Origin of the sequence: Chitinophaga sp., from assembly GCF_039596135.1 — a bacterium.
Classification (GTDB): domain Bacteria; phylum Bacteroidota; class Bacteroidia; order Chitinophagales; family Chitinophagaceae; genus Chitinophaga.
Genome location: NZ_JBCNKH010000001.1, coordinates 277,720 through 298,593, shown reverse-complemented (window position 1 = coordinate 298,593; position 20,874 = coordinate 277,720). Strand labels below are relative to the sequence as shown.

Annotated in this window: 22 protein-coding genes; 8 read left to right on the top strand and 14 right to left on the bottom strand. The window is 47.1% G+C overall.

What is annotated here, in order from left to right; genetic code table 11:
• Nucleotides 1-4 precede the first annotated feature (4 nt).
• From ABDW16_RS01270 to ABDW16_RS01230, 9 genes are all read right to left on the bottom strand, one after another.
• The gene (locus ABDW16_RS01270; RefSeq protein ID WP_343667295.1) at nucleotides 5-718 is read right to left on the bottom strand and encodes a sulfite exporter TauE/SafE family protein; all 714 of its coding nucleotides are present in this window, start codon (nucleotides 716-718) and stop codon (nucleotides 5-7) included.
• Between the two features lie 18 nt (nucleotides 719-736).
• Nucleotides 737-1,174, bottom strand: coding sequence for a FixH family protein (locus ABDW16_RS01265; protein ID WP_343667294.1), 438 nt, complete (start codon nucleotides 1,172-1,174; stop codon nucleotides 737-739).
• A 19-nt stretch (nucleotides 1,175-1,193) separates the two neighbouring features.
• On the bottom strand, nucleotides 1,194-2,576 hold the full coding sequence (gene ccoG, locus ABDW16_RS01260; RefSeq protein ID WP_343667293.1) for a cytochrome c oxidase accessory protein CcoG: 1,383 nt from the start codon (nucleotides 2,574-2,576) through the stop codon (nucleotides 1,194-1,196).
• A 66-nt stretch (nucleotides 2,577-2,642) separates the two neighbouring features.
• Entirely contained in the window at nucleotides 2,643-3,746 is a 1,104-nt protein-coding gene (locus ABDW16_RS01255; protein WP_343667292.1) for a cbb3-type cytochrome c oxidase N-terminal domain-containing protein, read from the bottom strand.
• A gap of 13 nt (nucleotides 3,747-3,759) precedes the next feature.
• Nucleotides 3,760-3,924, bottom strand: coding sequence for a CcoQ/FixQ family Cbb3-type cytochrome c oxidase assembly chaperone (locus ABDW16_RS01250; protein WP_343667291.1), 165 nt, complete (start codon nucleotides 3,922-3,924; stop codon nucleotides 3,760-3,762).
• Between the two features lie 11 nt (nucleotides 3,925-3,935).
• Nucleotides 3,936-6,044, bottom strand: a complete 2,109-nt coding sequence (gene ccoN / locus ABDW16_RS01245; protein ID WP_343667290.1) for a cytochrome-c oxidase, cbb3-type subunit I — start codon at nucleotides 6,042-6,044, stop codon at nucleotides 3,936-3,938.
• A gap of 64 nt (nucleotides 6,045-6,108) precedes the next feature.
• A complete protein-coding gene (ccoS, locus tag ABDW16_RS01240) occupies nucleotides 6,109-6,330 on the bottom strand; it encodes a cbb3-type cytochrome oxidase assembly protein CcoS (protein WP_343667289.1) in 222 nt (73 codons plus the stop codon).
• A gap of 202 nt (nucleotides 6,331-6,532) precedes the next feature.
• Nucleotides 6,533-8,932, bottom strand: a complete 2,400-nt coding sequence (locus tag ABDW16_RS01235; protein WP_343667288.1) for a heavy metal translocating P-type ATPase metal-binding domain-containing protein — start codon at nucleotides 8,930-8,932, stop codon at nucleotides 6,533-6,535.
• Between the two features lie 112 nt (nucleotides 8,933-9,044).
• A complete protein-coding gene (locus tag ABDW16_RS01230; RefSeq protein WP_233525546.1) occupies nucleotides 9,045-9,725 on the bottom strand; it encodes a Crp/Fnr family transcriptional regulator in 681 nt (226 codons plus the stop codon).
• Between the two features lie 102 nt (nucleotides 9,726-9,827).
• Between ABDW16_RS01230 and ABDW16_RS01225 the strand changes: the two genes are divergently transcribed.
• From ABDW16_RS01225 to ABDW16_RS01195, 7 genes are all read left to right on the top strand, one after another.
• Complete coding sequence (locus ABDW16_RS01225; RefSeq protein WP_343667287.1) at nucleotides 9,828-10,418, top strand: pseudouridine synthase; 591 nt, start codon at nucleotides 9,828-9,830, stop codon at nucleotides 10,416-10,418.
• A 63-nt stretch (nucleotides 10,419-10,481) separates the two neighbouring features.
• Nucleotides 10,482-11,357, top strand: a complete 876-nt coding sequence (locus ABDW16_RS01220; protein WP_343667286.1) for a YicC/YloC family endoribonuclease — start codon at nucleotides 10,482-10,484, stop codon at nucleotides 11,355-11,357.
• Between the two features lie 42 nt (nucleotides 11,358-11,399).
• Entirely contained in the window at nucleotides 11,400-11,888 is a 489-nt protein-coding gene (locus tag ABDW16_RS01215) for a gliding motility lipoprotein GldH (protein WP_343667285.1), read from the top strand.
• On the top strand, nucleotides 11,869-12,885 hold the full coding sequence (locus ABDW16_RS01210) for an ATP-binding protein (RefSeq protein WP_343667284.1): 1,017 nt from the start codon (nucleotides 11,869-11,871) through the stop codon (nucleotides 12,883-12,885). Before ABDW16_RS01215 ends, ABDW16_RS01210 begins: the two co-directional genes overlap by 20 nt.
• A 40-nt stretch (nucleotides 12,886-12,925) precedes the next feature.
• Complete coding sequence (locus ABDW16_RS01205; protein WP_072358857.1) at nucleotides 12,926-13,633, top strand: response regulator transcription factor; 708 nt, start codon at nucleotides 12,926-12,928, stop codon at nucleotides 13,631-13,633.
• A gap of 236 nt (nucleotides 13,634-13,869) precedes the next feature.
• On the top strand, nucleotides 13,870-14,664 hold the full coding sequence (locus ABDW16_RS01200; protein WP_343667283.1) for a histidine kinase: 795 nt from the start codon (nucleotides 13,870-13,872) through the stop codon (nucleotides 14,662-14,664).
• A 138-nt stretch (nucleotides 14,665-14,802) separates the two neighbouring features.
• Entirely contained in the window at nucleotides 14,803-15,558 is a 756-nt protein-coding gene (locus ABDW16_RS01195; protein WP_343667282.1) for a LytTR family DNA-binding domain-containing protein, read from the top strand.
• Here ABDW16_RS01195 and ABDW16_RS01190 read toward each other — a convergent pair.
• The 3 genes from ABDW16_RS01190 to ABDW16_RS01180 form a co-directional block, all read right to left on the bottom strand.
• The gene (locus tag ABDW16_RS01190) at nucleotides 15,553-16,317 is read right to left on the bottom strand and encodes an SH3 domain-containing protein (protein WP_343667281.1); all 765 of its coding nucleotides are present in this window, start codon (nucleotides 16,315-16,317) and stop codon (nucleotides 15,553-15,555) included. The genes ABDW16_RS01195 and ABDW16_RS01190 overlap by 6 nt on opposite strands.
• Nucleotides 16,318-16,334: 17 nt before the next feature.
• Nucleotides 16,335-18,323, bottom strand: a complete 1,989-nt coding sequence (locus ABDW16_RS01185) for a BatD family protein (protein ID WP_343667280.1) — start codon at nucleotides 18,321-18,323, stop codon at nucleotides 16,335-16,337.
• Nucleotides 18,324-18,431: 108 nt separating this feature from the next.
• The gene (locus tag ABDW16_RS01180) at nucleotides 18,432-19,136 is read right to left on the bottom strand and encodes an SDR family oxidoreductase (protein WP_343667279.1); all 705 of its coding nucleotides are present in this window, start codon (nucleotides 19,134-19,136) and stop codon (nucleotides 18,432-18,434) included.
• A 59-nt stretch (nucleotides 19,137-19,195) separates the two neighbouring features.
• Here ABDW16_RS01180 and ABDW16_RS01175 point away from each other — a divergent pair, with 59 nt between their 5' ends.
• Nucleotides 19,196-19,894: a YjjG family noncanonical pyrimidine nucleotidase gene (locus tag ABDW16_RS01175; RefSeq protein ID WP_343667278.1), complete on the top strand. Its 699-nt coding sequence runs from the start codon at nucleotides 19,196-19,198 to the stop codon at nucleotides 19,892-19,894.
• Between the two features lie 49 nt (nucleotides 19,895-19,943).
• On the opposite strand, the gene ABDW16_RS01170 is transcribed toward ABDW16_RS01175, so the two are convergent.
• Nucleotides 19,944-20,168, bottom strand: a complete 225-nt coding sequence (locus ABDW16_RS01170; protein ID WP_343667277.1) for a hypothetical protein — start codon at nucleotides 20,166-20,168, stop codon at nucleotides 19,944-19,946.
• Nucleotides 20,169-20,212: 44 nt separating this feature from the next.
• Nucleotides 20,213-20,866, bottom strand: coding sequence for a phosphatidylserine decarboxylase family protein (locus ABDW16_RS01165; protein WP_343667276.1), 654 nt, complete (start codon nucleotides 20,864-20,866; stop codon nucleotides 20,213-20,215).
• Between the last annotated feature and the right edge of the window lie 8 nt (nucleotides 20,867-20,874).

Genomic DNA, 20,874 nt, shown 5'->3' with positions numbered 1-20,874 from the left:
GTAGTCAAGGTTTAATACAGTGTAAAGAAACCCGCTCTTCCTGGGGAGAAAGAACCGGGCTGATATACGGAATGCCCAGGTTCAGGCCACGCATGATCAGCAGGATGGCCATAATGCCTGCTATAACGGGTATGAAGCGCCTGATGCGGTTGCGGAAGCGCAGACTGATCAGCTCTGTGAACCAGCTCACCGCTACCATCGCCGGCAAAGTGCCTGTTCCAAAAGCTGTCATAAACAGTGCTCCCTGCCAGGTAGCGCCGGTAGCTATGGTTCCTGCTATGGCAAAATAAACCAACCCACAGGGCAGTAAGCCGTTGAAAAAACCGATTGCATAAAGTGTACTGAAACGACGTTGGCGAAGTAGGTTGCCAAGAATCGATTTAATTCTCCTGGTATAAAATCCTCCTATTTCAGGAAGACGGAAGGACCTCCATCCGTACTGAAAAAAAATGACCAGCAGCAATAACCCTCCTACTGTAATAGAAAGCCATTGCTGCAGGCCACCCAGATAAAATTGCCTGCCCAGCCATCCGAAAAAGATGCCAAGGCCGGTATAAGCGCTCACACGTCCTGCATTGTACAGTAAGATGCCTCCCAGCCTACGCGTACCTTCCAGGTGCTGAACCGGCAGGGTAAGCGCTATTGGCCCGCACATACCTATGCAGTGAAAACTGCCTATAAAACCCAGCGAAAGCGCATAAAGAAATGTCAGGAACATGGTGTGTGATGATTAAATTTAGTTCACCGATATATTCTCTTCCTGGAAGTAGTGTTTGCCATTGGCATCCCATTCCATTTGAACCTGGTAGTAGCCCTTTGTCAGTTTCTGTTTGCTGATGCTTACAGTACCTTCTACACCAGCGCGGAGAGGAACTGTTACGTCCTGGCGTGAATCCGCTGCTTTGTAGAAAAGGATCTTACCGCTCAGTGGTGTTCCCTGCATTTCAGGAGGGAAAGTCACTTCTATATGATCGCCGGCCTGATCGATCTTCACCGGTGCCGACAGCAGTGCTGCTTCTTTACGTCCATCTATCACCTGTTGGTATTTCAGCTCTTCTGCGTAATAGTCATTATTCACCATTTCCACATGCGCATGCATACTCTTGGTAACCAATGTGAGTATACCGGCGGCAAAAAGAACAAATACTACGATGATGCCATGTCCCCAGTTCATGATGATTAGTTTGTAATAGTTATTGGATCGGTCCCAGGAAAGTAGTTTTGATGGAACCCGTTTTCTTGTCGCCTGCATATAGTGCTACATGCAGTACGGTTTTTCTTTTCCCGATTGCACTCCTGGGCAATACGATAAAGAAGGTACCTTCTCCCTGTGCTTCCGCTTTTACCTTAATCACAGGATCACCAATTGATTGTATACGACCTGCAGTGCCTTCCAGTCTCAACGTCAGCGGAATTTCGCTTGTCGTCTTGTTGATCAGTTTTATGCGGTACAGGTTGGATACGCTATCCTGCCCTCTCTCCTGGTACAGCATACCTGCAGTTCGGATAATGTCGCCCCCTACCGGCTGCCTGCTGGCCAGCATAAATGTAATGGCTGCTATAATCAGTACCAGGATGGTACTGTACACCTTCATACGGGCAGTGATGGTTAGCGGTTTTTTGTTGGCAATACCATCTTCAGATGCGTAACGGATCAGGTTCAAAGGTCTGTTCACCTTTGACATCATAAAGTTACAGGCATCGATACAGGCGGTACAGCCTACACATTCCAGCTGGGTACCATTGCGGATGTCTATACCTGTGGGGCACACCTTCACACACTGTGCACAGTCAATACAATCCCCGAAAGCGGCATCCTGTTGTTTTTTAAAGTGACTCCTGGGTTCTCCCCGGGAGTAATCGTACGCTACGATAACGGAGTTTTTATCCAGCAATGCACCTTGTAAACGGCCATACGGACAGACAATAGTACATACCTGCTCCCTGAAAAAGGCAAAGACTCCATAAAAAATGCCTGCAAAAATGAGGATGGCTGTAAGGCCACCAATATGTTCTGTTACAGGTTCCGTAATAATGCGCGAAAGGTTGTCTATACCTATAATGTAAGCCAGAAAGGTGTTGGCAATCAGGAATGAAAGCGTATAAAATAACACGTGTTTACTGGTCTTTTTGAAAATCTTGTCTGTATTCCAGGGGGCCTGGTTCAATACCCGCTGTGCAGCCGCATCACCTTCTACCCAGTACTCTATCTTTCGGAACAGCATCTCCATAAAGATGGTCTGGGGGCATGCCCAACCGCAAAAAAGGCGGCCAAAGGCCATCGTAAAGATGACTATAAAGAGGATGAAGGCAACCATTGCCAATCCAAAGATGAAGAAATCCTGGGGCCAGAAAATAGCGCCGAAGAGGATAAAACGGCCTTCAACTACGTTAATCAAAAAAAGGGGCCGGCCGTTTATTTTAATAAACGGTCCGGCGAAAAACGCAATGAAATAGAGATAGCTAAGAATACTTCTCGCATTATAAAGTTTACCCTTAGGTCTCTGTGCATAGATCCAGTTGCGTTTCCCTTGTTTATTCACAGTCGCCAAACTGTCTCGAAACGTTGTATCCATTGTAACGCGTTAAAAAGTGGGCCGGGACTGGTTTCCGTCTAACCGGTCAGTCCGGCCCGTGAAAGGTTATTTTTCCAATGTACCCTGTGGCTCCTTCGGATTAGGAGGATTGGAGCCATGGATACTTTTTATATAACTTGCCAGCTGTGCCAGCTGTACAGGAGAGAAATCATCTTTCCATGACTTCATCCCCTTTTCAGGTACCCCATACTTGATGGTAGTGAATACCTTATTAATAGTGCCACCGTGTAACCAGTAGTCGTCCGTGAGGTTCGGGCCTACCACACCCTGACCCTGAGGGCCATGGCAGGGAGCACAGGAGCTCGCGAAGATCTTGGCGGCAGCAGCCAGGTCGGCAGGATCGGTCAGCTGCTTCACTGTATTCTCATCCACGTTGTTCGCTGCATTTTTCAGATAGGCAGCTTTTGCTTCATCCGCTTTCGCATTGGCAATGGCCAGTTCTTCTATCTGTGAAGGTGCTGAGTGGGCAACCTGGAATCGCCAGAGATATACTGCTGCAAAGACGATACTAATGTAGAAGCCGTATCTCCACCATGGCGGGGTTGGATTGTTCAGCTCATGGATACCATCGTAGTCGTGGCCCATGTCTGCTTCTGCTTCAGAATCGGCATCCAGGCTCTTGGTATCATTCAGTTTTTCCAGCCAGTGAATACGTTTTTTGCCTTCAGCTACTTCTTTTTCAGCTTTCTCAGCTCTTACTTTACGTCTGCTCTTAATACCCACCAGGATACGAAGCGCATACAGCAGAGCGATGATAACGAGGAGTTCAAGGCCGATTACAGAAATCAGCAGGTAAAAGGAGGATTTGGACAGACCGCTGATCGTGTTTGTTGTTGCTGTTGATGTCACAGCTTCCTGTGCCATAGCACCAGAAGCTGAAAAGAGACAACCTACCAGTAACCCCCCTATCAGGAGTGCCTTACTGTTTTTCAGCCGCTCCTTATAGATGTCCATGGCACCGATAACAGCACTACCCAATATTAAGATAGCGATGAACAGGCCTACGATTACGGTGAGGAGTACGATAGCTACCGGGTGGCCCAGTTCTGATGGACCATCTGGCTTGTAGGAGGTGTATTCTTCCGCAGCCGCAGGTAAGCTGGCCAGCAGTGAGAACAACAGTGTTGTATTAAAAAGTCTTTTCTTCATTGTTGGTCAGGTTTCAGCTTTCGTCTAATGGGATATTACTGATGTGGTTCACCATGCCTTTGGGCGCTTTGAAAGCCCAGATGGCCGCTACTACAAAGAACAGCGAGAAGAGGACCAGCGATATCATCGGGTAAATGCTTACACCGGCGATGGATTGCAGATAGTTAATGAACTTCATGATAAATCAGTTTATTTCGTTTTGATATCCTTACCCATTCTCTGCAGGTAAGCAATTAACGCTACGATTTCACGGTCTTTACCTACATGCAGTTTTTCTTTTTCCAGGGAACCGGCAATCTCATTTGCCTGTTTTTCCAGGTCTGCGTTTGCCTGATTTTCATATCCTGGCGCGTATGGTACACCGAGTTTACGCATTACTGTAATCATGGCTGGTGTCTTGGTCTTATCCAGTCTGTCTTCAAATAACCAGGGGTATTGAGGCATGATAGAACCCGGAGACATAGAGGTTGGGTCCAGCATGTGGTTGTAGTGCCATGAGTCAGGATACTTACCACCTATCCTGGCCAGATCAGGACCTGTACGTTTTGAACCCCATTGGAACGGGTGATCGTATACGAACTCACCTGCTTTGGAATACTCACCGTAACGGGCTACCTCATCACGGAAAGGACGGATCATCTGGGAGTGACAGGTATAACAACCTTCGCGGATGTAAATATCACGGCCATGCAGTTCAAGCGGAGTATAAGGTTTTACGCTGGAGATAGTAGGGATGTTGCTTCTTACCAGGAAGGTAGGCACCAGTTCCAGTAAACCACCAATCGCTACTACAACCAGGCTGAATACGGCCAGTTGAATAGGACGACGTTCGATCCAGTTATGCCAGTGTGCTTTACCATGTACCTCAATTACTTTAGGCAGTGCTGGTGCTTCTGCAGCTTCGTCAGCTACGAACGTACCACGGCTTACCGTTTTGGTCAGGTTCACGATCATCAGTATCACACCGGAGATGTAGAATACACCACCCACCGCACGCAGCGCATACATCGGAACTACAGTATGCACTGTTTCCAGGAACTGGTATTTCAGCTGTCCTTCGGCAGTAAATTCTTTCCACATCATGCTCTGGGTGAAAGCAGCCCAATACATTGGGATTACATAGAAGATGATACCCAGGGTACCCAGCCAGAAGTGCGTATTCGCCCATTTACGGTTGTACAGTTCAGTATTGAAAATACGTGGCAGCATCCAGTACAGGATACCGAAGGTCAGGAAGCCATTCCAACCCAGTGCACCTACGTGTACGTGGGCAATGGTCCAATCGGTATAGTGGCTGATAGCGTTTACGTTTTTCAGGGAGAGCATCGGACCTTCGAAGGTAGCCATACCATAACAGGTCAGTGCTACTACGAAGAACTTCAGTATCGCGTCTTCCCTTACCCTGTCCCAGGCACCACGCAGGGTGAGCAGACCATTCAGCATACCACCCCATGATGGAGCGATCAGCATGATAGAAAATACAGTACCCAGTGATTGTGCCCATTCAGGAAGAGCAGTATATAACAGGTGGTGCGGACCAGCCCAGATGTAAATAAAGATCAGCGCCCAGAAGTGGATAATGGACCAGCGATAGGAATACACAGGTCTGTTCGCAGCTTTAGGCACAAAGTAGTACATGAGGCCCAGGTAAGGAGTAGTCAGGAAAAACGCCACTGCGTTGTGACCATACCACCACTGCACCAGTGCATCTTGCACACCGGCATACCAGGAGTAACTCTTCATGAAGCTCAGCGGTAACTCAAAAGAGTTGATGATGTGCAGCATGGCGATAGCTACCCATGTACCAATGTAGAACCAGATGGCTACATACAGGTGGGCTTCTCTCCTTTTCAGAATCGTACCCAGCATATTGGCGCCAAATACCACCCAGATGAGTGTGATAGCAATATCCAGTGGCCATTCCAGCTCGGCATATTCCTTACCGGTAGTATAACCCATGAACAGTGAAAGGGCACCACAGGCAATGATTGTCTGCCAGCCCCAGAAGTGAATTTTGCTCAGCAGGTCGCTGTACATGCGCGCCTTACACAAGCGTTGAAGCGAATAGTACACACCCATGAAAATGCCGTTACCTACGAAAGCGAAGATGACGGCATTGGTGTGAACGGGCCGGATACGGCCAAAGGTCGTGGGTGCAAACCCCAAATTAATGTCTGGAAGTACCAGCGCCAGCGCAGCCCAAAGACCTGCCAGCATACCAATAAGCCCCCAGCCAATACTGGCATATGCAAACCATTTCACGGTACGGTTGTCGTACGCAAATTTTTCAAGAGACATATTTGTGCGATTACGGATGACGAGTTGATCGTAGAAAAAAATTAAACTTCCTGTTGCTGATTACTTATTGCTTACAATTCGGTGGAGTGGCAGTGCTGTTGTTACAAGGTGTTGCTGGTGGTGTAGATCCGCTGGCGTGTTCGGTTGGCTTGTGCTCAAAAAGAATGCGATGGGCCGGCGAGAAATGATCTTCAAATTGTCCGCTTCGTACCGACCAGATAAAGGCCGCCAGGAAGCACAACGCTACCAGTAGACTGGCTCCTAGTAATAAAATGATCACGCTCATGGTGAGTTGTTTTAATTTCCATGAACAAAGCTAGCCTACTACGCTTGCGGGGACGATGATGCCGCTCAAGCGATACGCTGATATAAATCAGCGAACCCCTTGAGCAGTATCCTGTTTAATAAATTGATTAGAAGAACCTTCAAAAACCCGCCTTTGCCCTAAAGGACAAAAGCAGGTTTTTGAAAAAGGTGATGGCCTGTTTTTAGCGTCTGTCGGCCCATTCGCTCAGGCCATATGAGAGTAATATCATGCTGATAGAATTGGCCGGCATCAGAATCGCCGCTGTGAGTGGTGATAAGATACCCTGCACTGCAAATGATAGCCCAATCACGTTATAGATCAGGGAAATGACAAAGCTGATGACTATGATCCGCTTGTTCGCTATACAGATCCTGATAAACTTTGGTAGTCTCGTCAGTTGCCCTGCTTCTAAAATCCCGTCACTGGCGGGTGTAAAGTTGTTGCTGTCTTCGGTTAATGAAATACCTACATCACTCTGTTTCAGTGCACCTGCATCGTTCAGACCATCGCCGATCATCAACACGCGCCTGCCCTTTGTTTGCAGGTCCAGTATGTAGTTTAGTTTGTCTTGTGGTTGCTGGGCAAAGCGCAGCGTAGCATCTTCTCCCATCAATGATTTCAGATAGCCTGCTTCCCGGTCATTATCGCCGGAGAGCAGGGAGAGCCTGTACCCTTTTGTTCTCAGGCCTTGCAGTAAGGTGCTGATGCCCTCACGGTATTGGTTGCCGATCAGGAAGTAGCCCAGTGGTTGCCCGTTGATAGCTACGTATACGATGCTGCCATCGTTGTGCTGAACGGTTGTTGGAGCGCCTGTAAAGGCGGCATTGCCCAGCAGGACTGCATCTTCCTGGATGTAACCGCTTACGCCCATGCCTGTAGTAGTTTTAAACCCGCTTACAGGTACCCTGGGAATGTTGTGATAAAAAGCGCTGATCAGTTTACTGAGTGGATGGGTAGATTGAGCGGCTACAGAGGCGATGCTCATGATCTGTGCCCTGGATAACGTAGGCCCATGCCAGGTGACAGGAATATCCTTGTTGCCGGTCAGCGTGCCTGTTTTGTCAAATACAATGTCGGTGATATCCGCCAGCCTTTCAATGGCGCCTGCATTACGCAGGTATAATTTATGCCTGCTCAGGATGCGGAGAATGTGGCCATTGGTGAAAGAAGCAGCTAACAGTAATGTACACGGGCAGGCCACAATCAGGATAGACGTGGCTGCCGGCCAGATCCTCGTATGGTCGAATTTCCACCAGTACAGCGCAGACAGCGCTGCGATCGCCAGCAAAACCCAGGTGAAATTGCGCGCCACCAGGTGAATGAACGATTCCTGACGGGTAGCTTTCTGCTTCAGTTCATCCCTGTTCCAAAGACTGGTCAGGTAGCTTTGCGCCACTTCCTTGATGGTCAGAATTTCGATGTTCCCTTCTAATTGTTTACCACCTGCATACACGATTTCGCCTATCGATTTGCTCACTGGAACCGACTCCCCGGTTACAAAGCTGTAGTCTACGAGGGCTGTACCGCGTACCAGGATACCATCTGCAGGTATCAGCTCATTGTCGTGTATGAGTAAGGTATCGTTTACTTTGATGTCAGGAAGTGCAGTAGGCACTTCCTTTCCATCTTTTATAATTGTAATGGCTAACGGGAAATAAGAGGTATAATCCCTGTCAAATGATAATCCCTGGTAAGTCTTGTCCTGCAGGATCCTGCCTATCAGCATGAAAAACACGATGCCGGTCATGGAGTCGAAATAACCGGAGCCCGTACCTGAAATCACATCGACCAGGCTACGTACAAAGGTGACTACAATGGCCAATACAATGGGGGCGTCAATGTTCAGGAAGCCAGTCTTGATGCCGCTCCACGCCGATTTGAAAAATACCTGTGCACTGTAAAAGAACACCGGCAGCGAAAGGCTCACATTCAGCATTCTGAACATCACATTCATTTTCGCGTCGGAATAGCCATAGTTACCAAAGTACTCAGGAAAGCTGAGCAACATGATATTACCAAAGCAAAAACCGGCTACTCCCAGCCGGTAAACCAGGTCCCGCTGAACGCGGGGTTTCTTTTTCTGCATGTCCTGCAGGCTGATATAGGGCTCGTACCCGATACTGGTCAGTATTTCAGCAATGCGGCGCAGGGAGGTTTCCGCCTGCTGATATACAATCCGCGCTTCCTTGCGGGTAAATGTCACTGTCACACTTTCAACTCCCTTATCCAGCTTGTGCAGGTTCTCCAGCAGCCAGAGGCAGGAGCTGCAGTGAATATGTGGAATGTAAAAAGTGATGTGTGTATGATCGTCATCCCGGTATTGAATCAGCTGCTGCTGGATTTTGTTATCGTCAAGAAAGGCAAATTTGTCCTTCCTCACAGGAATCCTTTGAGCAAGTCCGGGTTTATTATTTAAATTATAGTATTCGCAAAGGTCATTCTCATTGAGCAGTTCGTACACCAGTTTACATCCCTGACAACAAAAAATCTTATCCCCAATAGTGATCGTAGTATCAGCACAGGCCTCTCCGCAATGTTCACACTCTACTTCTATACCAGGGACGGCGGTAAATGTAGCCATGATAAAGGATTTGGTGCAAAAATACCGGCAATGAAAAGGGGGAAAAATGACAAGAGTCAAGAGCGGGAGTGACAACAATCAGGAAATAAAGGAAATGACAGGACGGTGATAATTAGTCCTGCAGGTTGGCGGTGCGGGTGATTTCTTCCTGGTTGAGCAGGCGGATTTTCTTGCCCTGCAGCTCAATCAGTCCGTCTTTTTTGAATTCGGAAAGCAGGCGAATGGCCGATTCGGTGGCAGTCCCTACCAGGTTGGCAATTTCTTCACGGCTCAGGCGCACATTGAGGGTAGTGCCATCCTGCTCTACGCCGTAAGTTTCCTTGATGAAGAGAAGGGTTTCGGCCAGCCTTTCCCGCACAGGTTTCTGTGCCAGGTGGGTAATCTTGGTTTCGGCCTTACGGAGCTCGCTGGCAATGATGCGCATCATCTCAAAAGAGAGGTTGGCGTCTTTTTGCAGGATGCTCATGAAAAGATCTTTGGGAATAAAGCACACCGAAGAATCGTCGAGTGCGATGGCAGAAGCAGTGTACCTTTCCGCAGATAGAAGTGCCTTGTAGCCGATAATGTCACCTGGTTTAGCCAACCTGACAATTTGTTCGCGGCCATCATCTCCGGAATGAGAGAGCTTTATTTTGCCGGTATTTACACAGTAAATGCCGAAGGGATAGGTGCCTTCCTGGAATACTACTTCTCCTTTTTTATAGGTGGAGCAGACCTTGGCGGCGTCTATCTCTTCCAGATTGCACTTCTCCGCTTTGAATAAAATTGACCCAAAACGATCCTGACAGTTCATACACGAGGCATTATGGAAAGTCGTACACATAGTATTCGATCCCCAAAATTACTAATTTAGTAAATTAAAACCTGCAAAAAATCAATTCCGGGAGCGCTCTTTATGGCATTTAATTATTATATAATATATAAACCATTTCAGGTACTTACCCGCTTCGGTAAAGAAGAAGGAAAAGCCAGTCTGGGAGATTTTTTTAAAGTTCCCCCGGATGTTTACCCGGTGGGACGTTTAGATTACGACAGTGAAGGGCTCTTGGTGCTAACGAATGACAAAGCCCTCAATCACCGTCTCCTCGATCCGAAATTTGCACACGAAAGGGAATACTGGGTTCAGGTGGATGGTGCGGTTACTGATACCGCTATCCAACAGCTGAGCCAGGGCGTGCCTATCAATATAGATGGCAAAATGTACAAAACCCGTCCCTGTAAGGCCTCCCTTTTTACGGAAGATCCCCTGGTTCCTGACCGTAACCCTCCTATCCGTTTCCGTAAGAGCATCCCTGCCCCCTGGATAAAATTGTCGCTGAAGGAAGGGAAAAACAGGCAGGTAAGGAAAATGACCGCTGCTGTAGGTAACCCTACGTTGAGACTTATACGTTACCGGATAGGTAAGGCTACCATAGCCGGTTTACAGCCGGGCGACATGAAAGAATACAGTAGGCAGGAACTTTATGACCTGCTCTTTAAAGCCTGATCTTGAACGTTTCTTTGTGCTTTGGCCTAATTTAGGTAGGTTTGTTGCTTACAAATCTCTATTATGCTGAAATCAATGACCGGCTTCGGAAGGGCTGAAATTACCCGGGGAGAGACAACGATAGTGGTAGAAATAAAATCACTGAATGGAAAACAGTTTGAAGTCAACCTGAAAATTTCCCCGTTGTTAAAGCCCTACGAGTTTGATATACGCAACCAGCTGCAACAAACGTTAGTACGTGGTACACTGGACGCCAGTGTTAATATCAGACAAAACGGTGCAAGCCGTCCGGTGGTCATTAATACAGATCTGGCAAAGTACTACCATCAGTCCATTACCACCCTGGCCGATGAACTGAAATTGCCTAAAGAAGATATGCTCAACGTGCTGATGAAGCTTCCGGAAGTAGTAAGCCCCGCTACAGAGCAAATCTCAGAAGAAGAATGGCAGGAAGTCGAAAAAGCGCTGCAGCAGGCTATTTCTGACCTCGACGCCCATCGCCTGGACGAAGGTCAGGTACTGGCTGCCGACCTGCTCACGCGTATAGAGAACATTGAAAACTATACCATCAAGGTAAGAGAACTGGATCCTCAGCGTAAAGACAGGGTAAGAACCAGGCTCGAATCCCTGCTGGCAGAATATGTAGGTAAAGAAAACGTAGACGAAAACAGACTGGAACAGGAACTCATATTTTATTTAGAAAAACTGGACATCTCCGAAGAACTGGTAAGACTGGAAAACCACTGCCGTTACTTCAAGGAAATTCTGAGAGAAGCAGAGCCTTCAAAAGGTAAAAAACTGGGATTCGTGTTACAGGAAGTAGGCCGTGAAATCAATACAACCGGTTCCAAAGCCAATGATGCCAACATCCAGCAATGGGTGGTACTCATGAAAGATGAACTGGAGAAAGCGAAAGAGCAGGTGCTGAATGTGTTGTAATAAATAACCGTATCGCAATAGTATATGAATAAATTCTTCCGGATGATGGCTATAGGAATGTTGCTGGTAGCAGCTTCCTGCGAGCCCATGAAGATGGACACCTATGAAAAGAACCTGGAGATCCCGGGGCATGAATGGGCCTACAACTATAAGCCAGCATTTGAGGTCACCCTGCAACCGGCAGATACAGCTTATTTGTATAACATCTATGTGAATATCCGCCACAAAGATGCATACCCCTATAGTAATATTTACCTGCTGATAAATACCCAGTTTCCGGGCGAACAACCAGTACCTCAAAGGGTAGAACTGCCCCTGGCTGATATGACCGGTAAATGGCTGGGTAGTGGACTGGACGACATTTATGAACACCAGATTCCCATTCAGCAACATGCAATATTGAACAAACCAGGTGTTTACAAGTTTACTTTTGAACAAAACATGCGGCAAAATCCGCTTCCGGATATCATGAATGTTGGCTTACGGGTGGAGAAAGCCGGTTTACGGACCAATGAAAAAGCTACTCAATAAACTACAGGACGGAAAAGCCATTTCCGTCATCTATCTGTTTGTACTTGCATACACGATCCTGGCACTCGTATGGTGGGGCGTACTCCTGTTTATGCAAAGCGAACAGATCTCCCGCTTCGAAATCCAGAACCTGGTACTGAGAACTGACAGTGTTGCACATCCGGTAGAATATCAACAGGAACTGGCACGGATACAAACGACAGAATACCGCCGTACTGTCATGTTTATCGGGGAAGGAATTATTTTTCTTGCCATCATTTTAATGGGTGGGTTCTTTGTATACCGCTCCATATACAAGCAAATGAAACTCTCACTGCAGCAGCAGAACTTCATGATGGCTGTAACACACGAACTGAAATCTCCTATCGCTGCCGCCAAACTCAATCTGGAAACGCTTCGTAAACATAGACTGGATGAGGAAAAGCGGCTCAAACTACTAGACAATACCATTCGCGAAACCAATCGTCTTGATCAGCTCTGTAATAATATACTGCTGGCATCCCAGATGGAATCAGACCGTTATAAGCTGTTCCGCGAAGACCTCAATTTCTCTGAACTGGTGGCCACCGGCGTAAAGGAAATCAAAAGCAGAATAGCCACGCACGCCATACAGGCACATATTTTGCCTGATGTATGGCTGAATGGTGACAAGTTCATGCTGCAGATCGCGCTGAACAACCTCGTGGAGAATGCTGCTAAATATGCACCCAGAAATACGGTCATAGACGTACGGTTAGAGGAAACCGCCGGCCAGCTCAAACTGATTGTGAAAGATGAAGGGCCGGGCATCCCTGTCGATGAACGGGAAAGGATCTTCCTCAAATTTTACCGCATTGGCAACGAAAATACCCGCAAAGCCAAAGGCTCCGGGCTGGGCCTATTCCTTACCAGGAGGATCGTACAGCAACATGGAGGCACTATCATCGTGAAGGATAATGTACCTGCCGGGGCATGTTTTGAAATCACATGGCCGGTATATTCCGTACAAACGGCGTAAATTACATTATCAGTAATTTAAGCTTATCGAAATTTAAACTATGAAGGAAGCTACAAAAGCATCCATACTACTGGTAGAAGACGAAGAGAATCTTCAGGAAGCCCTCAAGCTGAACCTGGAGCTGGAAGGCTATGAAGTAACAGCTGTAGATAATGGAACCGCTGCTTTAAAGGCGGTGAAGAACGAGTATTTCGACCTGATTATACTGGATATAATGTTGCCGGAAATGGATGGTATCGCCGTGTGCGAAAACATCCGTATCCAGAACAATGAAGTGCCCATTCTCTTCCTCAGTGCCAAGAACAGCAGTGCAGACCGCGTGCTGGGCCTGAAAAAAGGAGGCGATGACTACATGACCAAGCCTTTCAACCTCGAAGAGCTGCTGCTGCGTGTAGAAAAACTGATCTTAAAAAATAAGAAGATCCAGGACAAGGACAGTGTCTCGAACGTTTATCGTTTCGGTGACAACCAGATCGATTTTGCTGCACAGGAATGTATTGGCAAAGATGGTAAACATTATGAGCTGAGCAAGAAAGAAACCATGCTCCTGAAACTCCTGATCGAGAATAAAGGAGAAGTAGTCACCAGGGAAAAAATCCTCCAGGTAGTATGGGGTTACAACGTATACCCTACCACCCGTACGATCGACAACTTTATCCTCAACTTCCGCAAATACTTTGAAGAAGACAGCCGAAACTCCAGGTATTTCCATTCAGTAAGAGGCGTAGGCTATAAGTTTACAGAATAGCCCCCTCAGCTGGCCAATTATATTAATTGCGAAGTGCGGATCACGTATTTCGCAATTTTTTATTTTATAACCCCTACTTCCCCTACCACTTACCTGCCAAATCACACCGGTTTTAGCATAATTACTGCCTTGTAAGAAGTGTTGCTTTCACCTTCGGGAGATTTAACGGATATTGTTAATCATAGTCAGACAAAGTTGCATTTAATTGTATCCTTGGAATAGTAAACCGATAAGGCGTGAGTTTTTGCTTTGATTTATTCAATGCAGCGGGCTGGCAATATTGGCTGTTTTTTTTGTTGAGCCTGACCCTGGTATTGATTCTGTTCCGAAGCAGGGAAAATAAGCTGAGAAAGGATGTGGCAAAAGAGATAAGCAGGCAGCAGGCACTCATCCATCTTGAAATGCATGCATTTCAGGCCCAGATGAACCCTCACTTTATTTTTAATAGCCTGAATGCTATACACCACTACATCCTTACTACCAGTACGGATCTTGCATCCCTGTACCTTACACGTTTTGCCCGCTTAATGCGGCTCATCATCCGTAATTGTAACAAAGAATGGGTGAACCTGGAAGAAGATGTGGAGGCGCTGGAACTTTATCTGCAGCTGGAACAGCTTCGGTTCGGCCCACAGTTCGATTACCAGCTGGAAGTACTTCCTGCTGTGTCTCAACAGCTTACTTTTGTGCCTCCCCTGCTTATCCAGCCATATGTACAGGATGTCATCTGGCGCCGTCTGCTGTTAAGGCCGGGCAAAGGTGGTATGCTCAATATCACCATTGGCCGCGATGGAGATACTATTGCCGTGTATATAGAAGATAATGGCGTACCCCAGGAAGCACCCGACCCGGACCAGCAGTCCTACCTGACCAAAGGCATCATCATTGCCGGCGAAAGATTACAGGCAATTAATGAAAAATATCACATCCAGGCCCAGATAGCCGAAGAAGAAGACCCATCCGGCCATCGTATCAAAATTTCTATGCTCCATGTCAATAGCCGTATAATGCCATCTTCTCATGAGGGTTAACGCTTAGCTGTTAAATTAAAAATAGTTTCAATGTCACCAGATTTTGTATTTTCAACGCAGAATAATAACCAGTCGTTATACTACCTGGCCCTGAACTAAATAGAGGAAATACATAGGGACAAGAATTATTAATTGATCATGCGTACCATCATCGTCGATGACGAAAAGCTGAGCCGGAGTGTATTAAAGCTATTACTAGAAAAACATTGCCCCTCTGTTAACGTCGTTGCTGTATGTGCGGATGGCCTTTCTGCGCTTGAAGCCGTAGAAAAACATCGGCCTGAATTGCTTTTCCTGGATGTGGAAATGCCCGGTCTGAATGGTTTTGAGGTGATAAAAGCCTGCGGCCATATAAATACAGCAATCATCATCACCACTTCTCACGAAGCTTATGCTATACAGGCAATCCGCCACAATGTAGTCGACTTTTTGCTGAAACCTATTCTCAAAGAAGAGCTGCAGGAAGCGGTGGACAAAGCCATGGTCCGGCAGGCACATCGTACAGAGAAATCACCTACCCGCTCAGGCAATGCCATGGAACTGCTGCACCAGCACCTGCATCCCGGTGAGCGACTGGGACTGCCCAGCCCTGAAGGATTACGAATGATATTGGTAAAAGACATTCTCTATTGCATGGCAGATGGAATCAATACCCGTATGCACCTGTTGTCTGCACCTGCACCTGCCATCGTATACCGATCCCTCAAGGAAATAGAAAATATACTGAGAAACAAAGGATTCTTCAGGGTGCACCACAGCTATGTAGTCAATCTGAACTACATGGACCGTTACGTGAAAGGAGATGGTGGTGAGATTATTATGAACGATGGAAGCTGTATTCCTGTCTCCCGGCACAGGAAACAGGATTTCATGGAGCGAATCGGGCGCTTATAGTTTTTTGATATCCCCACAGGCCATCCAGCCGGTTTTGCCGTCTGGCAACTCAATCTTACAAAACTCACTGGTACCGTCAATAATCTGCACTTTTACGCCTTCGTGTAGTTCGAACAGATCCTTGCTATCCTGGTCGGGAGCGGATTTAACTTTTACCACACTACCCATGATGATGCCATTGTCATGCGTAGTAGCATTTACATAAGTGGTGATACCCATAAACAGGTAAAAGGCGAACAGTATGCCCAATACCCCTGTTGCACTCTTCACAACGGTTGGCAGCAGCATAGGCCGCAGCAGCAGTAAGATGACGCCTGCCACCGTAAGCCAGCAAAAGATAATGGCGCCGGTAGCCCATCCATCAGGAGTATGCATGTATTTAATAGCCGTCCACCATTGCTGGAAAAACAGCTGGGGCAATTCATTAACATATCCCTCCACCCGTTGGTTGGCAATGGAGAGATTGTGCAGCGCCGCTTTGCTGAAAGGATCTGCAAGCAGGGCTTTCTCATAGCAATACACAGCCAGACCGGTCCGGTTAGCTTTGTACCAGGCATTGCCGGTATTGATGAGTAGTTCCGGCTGATCAAAGCCCTCATCTACCAGTCGCTGGTAGATACCCGCAGCTTCAGTGTATTGTTTCTGTCTGAAAAGGGCGTTGGCTTTCTCAAAATCCTGCTGCTGGGGAGCGGCTGCCGCCAGCAGGCGGGTACTGCTCATCAGTATGCATAAAAGTATAGCGGTTACGATCTTTTTCAATTTGACTACGATTTTAATTAAACGGCGCTCTTCGCCTTTGTCAGTTCATCTTCCAGTTTACTGATTACCTGCACGGCCTGTTGATAGGTACCCTGCATTTTTGTGTTGTTGTGGTTCGGCGTATACAGCGCCATTTCACAATTATCCAGCAGGTCAAACAGGTCGGAGGTATATTGCTCACTTACCTGTTGCTGCGCCAGTTTATCCTGGATCAGTTGTTTACTCAGGTCAGCGAATGGTACATGCAGTTTGTTACTCAGATAGCCCCATACAGCGCGGGAAGTCTCTTCGTAGAATGCCTTGTCTTTACCTTCTTTCAGATAGCGGGCGGCCAGTTCCAGGCGTTTGAGTGCCACCTTGTTAGCATAGCGGTGTTTCAGGAAGGCAGCATTATTCTGCTGGTAATCCAGTCGGCGGCGATACAGCCATGCACCTATCAGCAGCAGCAGTGGCAATGCCAGGAGCAGGTAGAACCAGGCAGACGTAATGAAGAAAGTATTGTGTTTTACCCAATTCAGCACACTATTGCTATTGTTAGTGATAGCGTTTTTGTTGAGACTAAAGTCTTCCTTGTCTCTCTTCGTTTGCTTACCAGCCGTTACATGGATGGTGAAAGGCCTGGAGCTAACGGTTTTGTAAGTTTTGGAAGCGGCGTCAAAGTAAGAGAATTCCACCGGTGGAATGGTTTGTTCCCCGGCTTCTACCGGCATCAGCACATATTCAAAAGTACGGCTACCAGACAGTGGGTTGCTGTTCTTTTCAATATTGTCAGACACTTTTGGATCATATTTATCAAAGCTGGCAGGTATGTCAACTTTGGGAGGATTCAGCAGGTTCACATTCCCCTGGCCGGAGATGGTCACCTTCAGGGTGAGCGCGTCATCAGTAGACAGGCTATTCTTATCTACGGTAGCGGTCATATTGAATTTACCTACTGCTCCATTATAGCTCGCAGGGCGACTATCGAGGGGCAGCGGTTTTACAGTTACTTTTACAGGCGCCGTCTGTATCTTGTAAGGTACATCCTGGTATTCTACTTCCGGACGATTAAAGACATCATCGAAGAAAGGATCATTGAACGCGTCTTTGAAAGCCGGGTCATTGAAGATATCTGCAAATGGGTCTCTGCGTTTGCCATTCTTCACCAGTTTCACAAGTCTTACATGGTTATCTACCTCTACAGGATCCAGTTCCAGCGTTCCCGATTGCATGGGGAACAACATGGTTTTACGGATCACGAATACCCTGTAGGGAATGCCATTCACCATTTCTTCACTGGCCTGTGGCGGGTTTGGCAGTTCTATGTCTTTAGCTGAAAAGCCTTTGAAGGCGGGTACCTTGGTCACACTGGCATTAGTCGGGAGGCGGGTGTACAGCTTGTAGGTTGCGGTCAGCTGTTCACCTTCGTAGAGGGACGTTTTGTCAACATCCACTTTTACAAAAATGTTCTTTTTTAGCTTGGCATTGATGTCTTCTCCATTTTTAATCACTCCTTCCATTTCTTCTGCCTGGTGACTGGGAGCACTACGCTGGCCCATGCCTGCAAACGGATTTGTTGGTACCTGCTGGCGTTGTGGTTGTTGCTGTTGGGTAGCTGCATTGCTGTTGCCCTTCATGACTTCGATGGTGACAGGATTGGATTTCACAACATCACCATTTACGCGTGCAGCCGCGGCGGGAATGGTAAAGTTACCTACCCGTTTTGCCCTGATCAGGTAGATCAATGCGATATAATCCGAACGTCTGCCATTGACGATCGAAGTACCCTGCATCTGGTTAGGGCCTTGCAATAGTTCAAAGTCGTTGAAATTCGGTGGTGTGAACTGGGTTACATTCGTGCCATTTTCCAGCATAAACTGGATCTGGAATGGTTCATCCAATGCCACTTTATTACTTGATACAGTGGTAGTGAATTTAAATTCCTGCGCTCGCAGACTGGATACTATACCCACTAAAAACAGCAGGGATAGTAGCGACCTCTTTATACTAACAGTAATGACCTTCATAATGTGTAACAAATTTAACCAAACGGCGCCCCTTAACGAGGCTGTCGCGGTTAAAAGTTAGTTAAAAAAATAGTGATATGAGGGCTTAAACGCTTGCTCGTAAGGGTTTTAGCCAATATCTCCCAAAATCGGGCGCATGACCACTTCTTCCACAACGGCCTGAGCAGAGAGCGTGTAGGCTGCCCATAGCAGGTTCGCTATATCAGCAGGCTCCATCATTCGGTCCGCAGGGCCATCCCATCCATCCCAGGATGCAGTGAGGGTTGGCCCGGGGCTAAGGGCGGTTACTTTCACGTTGTGAGATTTGAGCTCTTCACGCAGGTTTTTGGAGAAGCCCAGCAGGGCAAATTTGGTGATGCTATAAGCCCCCCCATTGGGATAGGCATTGTAGCTGGCGGTCGAGCAAAGGTTAAAGATGTGTCCTTTACGTTGTGCGATCATTGAGGGTAATAATTGCCGGGTGATGGTATGTGCGCTGAATACATTTACGGCCATCAGGTATTCCAGCAGTCCGTCTTCCTGTTCGTGCAGGGCGCCGGGAATGTATAGTCCTGCGTTGTTTACGAGGATGTCTACCGTCTGGAATGTCTCTTTTATTTTGTTGGCAAAAGCCAGTACGTCTTCTTTTTTGCTCATATCAGCAGGGAATGTCAATACGGCTGCCTGTGGCGCTTTTGCTTTAATGTCTGCAGCGGCAGCAGCCAGTTTGGCTGCATCCCTGGAACAAATAGCTACATTAAATCCTTCCATGGCCAGTTTTTCGGCGATGGCTTTCCCTATACCTTTACTGGCACCTGTGACTACTGCGTTCATAAATCCTGTTTAGAAGCTGGAAAATAGTAAAAAATGTGGATTTCGTATCTTTGCAGCACATGAAATACAAGCATATATTTTTTGATCTGGACCACACATTATGGGATTTTGAAACCAATGCTTACCAGGTCTTAGAAGAATTGTACCACACACATACGCTGGCCAGCAGAGGAGTTCCCTCATTTGAGGTATTCCACCGCACCTATATGATCCATAACGATAAGTTGTGGGATCGCTTCCGCAAAGGATTCATTAATCGCAATGATCTCCGGTTCAAGCGATTCAGCATGACCCTGCTGGATTTCAAGATTGGCGATGATAAATTGTCGCATACCATGGGAACCCAGTTCCTGGAAATATTGCCTTACAAAACCGCCTTATTTCCCAATGCCATAGAAGTACTGGAATACCTGGCAGCAAAGAACTACCCGATGCATATGATCACAAATGGTTTTGAAGAAACGCAGCTGATTAAGATGAAGAGCTCCGGGATAGACCATTTTTTCACCCACGTAGTCACTTCAGAATTAGCGGGCAGCCTCAAACCTTACCGCGAAATATTTGATTATGCAATTAAACTGGCAGGCGCTACCGCTGAAAGTAGTATCATGATTGGCGATGCACTGGATATTGATATTGTCGGGGCGCAAAATGTTGGGATGGATCAGGTGTACTTTAATAACCTGGTGCCGGTGACGGGAACATTAAAACCGACTTATGTGATCCAGGGATTGCATGAGCTGAAAGATATTTTATAGGGTATTTCCCCATAAAAAAAGCCGGCTATCATTAGCCGGCTTTTTTTAATTATTTCTTGTTGGCAGGTTTTGCTGCGGGCGTAGCCTGTGCGGTAGCTGGAGCGGGTTTGGCCGTCTTCATCCGCAGGCTGGCCGTATTACTTGGTTGCTTGCAGCAGGCACTTTTTCCGGTAGCATCCTTCTTACAGCTGGCTTTTGCCTTTTGTTTGTCCTGTGCCATTGCGGCACCTGTCAGGAAAAGCAAGGTCATTGCACTGAATAACATCTTCTTCATGGCTGGATGATTTTAGTTACCTTTTAAAGTTAACCTTTTTCTGCTTATAAAGTAGCGATGACTGTCTGGCCGGAACGAACTACCTGTTCCAGCTGTACATCTACTTTAGTACCGATAGGCAGGTACAGATCCACACGGGAACCGAACTTGATAAAGCCCAACTCCTCATTCTGGTTTACCTGCATACCTGGTTTCAGATAGTTTACAATACGACGGGCAAGTGCACCGGCAATCTGTCGTACCAGGATTTCCGCCTTTCCGTTGCCGATTACCACGGTATGACGTTCATTTTCGGTAGAAGACTTGGGGTGCCATGCTACCAGGTATTTCCCTGAATGGTATTGAGACAGCTTCACTTCTCCGCTGATTGGGTTTCTGTTTACGTGCACATTCGCAGGGCTCATAAAGATAGATATCTGCAGGCGCTTGTCTTTGAAGTACTCAGGTTCGTACGTTTCTTCGATTACGACTACTTTACCATCGCAGGGAGCCATAACCAGGTTCTCTCCCAGTTTCATTTCTCTGGCTGGAATGCGGAAGAAAGAAACGATGAACAGGAACAAAACCACGGAAAAGGCAGCTACGATATTGCCTACGAGCGGCATACCGGGGAGGAAATAAATGACTGCACTGCTTATCAGTGCAAGTACAACAAAGGCGATCAGAATACTGGCCAATCCTTCTCGATGAATCTTCATGCTGTAAT

Bases quoted from the DNA above. Each gene is read 5' to 3' on its own strand.
- ccoG (WP_343667293.1), bottom strand. From the start codon at position 2,576: ATGGATACAACGTTTCGAGACAGTTTGGCGACTGTGAATAAACAAGGG.
- ABDW16_RS01185 (WP_343667280.1), bottom strand. From the start codon at position 18,323: ATGAAGGTCATTACTGTTAGTATAAAGAGGTCGCTACTATCCCTGCTG.
- ccoN (WP_343667290.1), bottom strand. From the start codon at position 6,044: ATGTCTCTTGAAAAATTTGCGTACGACAACCGTACCGTGAAATGGTTT.
- ABDW16_RS01235 (WP_343667288.1), bottom strand. From the start codon at position 8,932: ATGGCTACATTTACCGCCGTCCCTGGTATAGAAGTAGAGTGTGAACAT.
- ABDW16_RS01250 (WP_343667291.1), bottom strand. From the start codon at position 3,924: ATGAAGTTCATTAACTATCTGCAATCCATCGCCGGTGTAAGCATTTAC.
- ABDW16_RS01180 (WP_343667279.1), bottom strand. From the start codon at position 19,136: ATGAACGCAGTAGTCACAGGTGCCAGTAAAGGTATAGGGAAAGCCATC.
- ABDW16_RS01195 (WP_343667282.1), top strand. From the start codon at position 14,803: ATGCGTACCATCATCGTCGATGACGAAAAGCTGAGCCGGAGTGTATTA.
- ABDW16_RS01230 (WP_233525546.1), bottom strand. From the start codon at position 9,725: ATGAACTGTCAGGATCGTTTTGGGTCAATTTTATTCAAAGCGGAGAAG.
- ABDW16_RS01165 (WP_343667276.1), bottom strand. From the start codon at position 20,866: ATGAAGATTCATCGAGAAGGATTGGCCAGTATTCTGATCGCCTTTGTT.
- ABDW16_RS01225 (WP_343667287.1), top strand. From the start codon at position 9,828: ATGGCATTTAATTATTATATAATATATAAACCATTTCAGGTACTTACC.
- ABDW16_RS01215 (WP_343667285.1), top strand. From the start codon at position 11,400: ATGATGGCTATAGGAATGTTGCTGGTAGCAGCTTCCTGCGAGCCCATG.
- ABDW16_RS01175 (WP_343667278.1), top strand. From the start codon at position 19,196: ATGAAATACAAGCATATATTTTTTGATCTGGACCACACATTATGGGAT.
- ABDW16_RS01220 (WP_343667286.1), top strand. From the start codon at position 10,482: ATGCTGAAATCAATGACCGGCTTCGGAAGGGCTGAAATTACCCGGGGA.
- ABDW16_RS01270 (WP_343667295.1), bottom strand. From the start codon at position 718: ATGTTCCTGACATTTCTTTATGCGCTTTCGCTGGGTTTTATAGGCAGT.
- ABDW16_RS01170 (WP_343667277.1), bottom strand. From the start codon at position 20,168: ATGAAGAAGATGTTATTCAGTGCAATGACCTTGCTTTTCCTGACAGGT.
- ccoS (WP_343667289.1), bottom strand. From the start codon at position 6,330: ATGAGCGTGATCATTTTATTACTAGGAGCCAGTCTACTGGTAGCGTTG.
- ABDW16_RS01265 (WP_343667294.1), bottom strand. From the start codon at position 1,174: ATGAACTGGGGACATGGCATCATCGTAGTATTTGTTCTTTTTGCCGCC.
- ABDW16_RS01205 (WP_072358857.1), top strand. From the start codon at position 12,926: ATGAAGGAAGCTACAAAAGCATCCATACTACTGGTAGAAGACGAAGAG.
- ABDW16_RS01255 (WP_343667292.1), bottom strand. From the start codon at position 3,746: ATGAAGAAAAGACTTTTTAATACAACACTGTTGTTCTCACTGCTGGCC.
- ABDW16_RS01210 (WP_343667284.1), top strand. From the start codon at position 11,869: ATGAAAAAGCTACTCAATAAACTACAGGACGGAAAAGCCATTTCCGTC.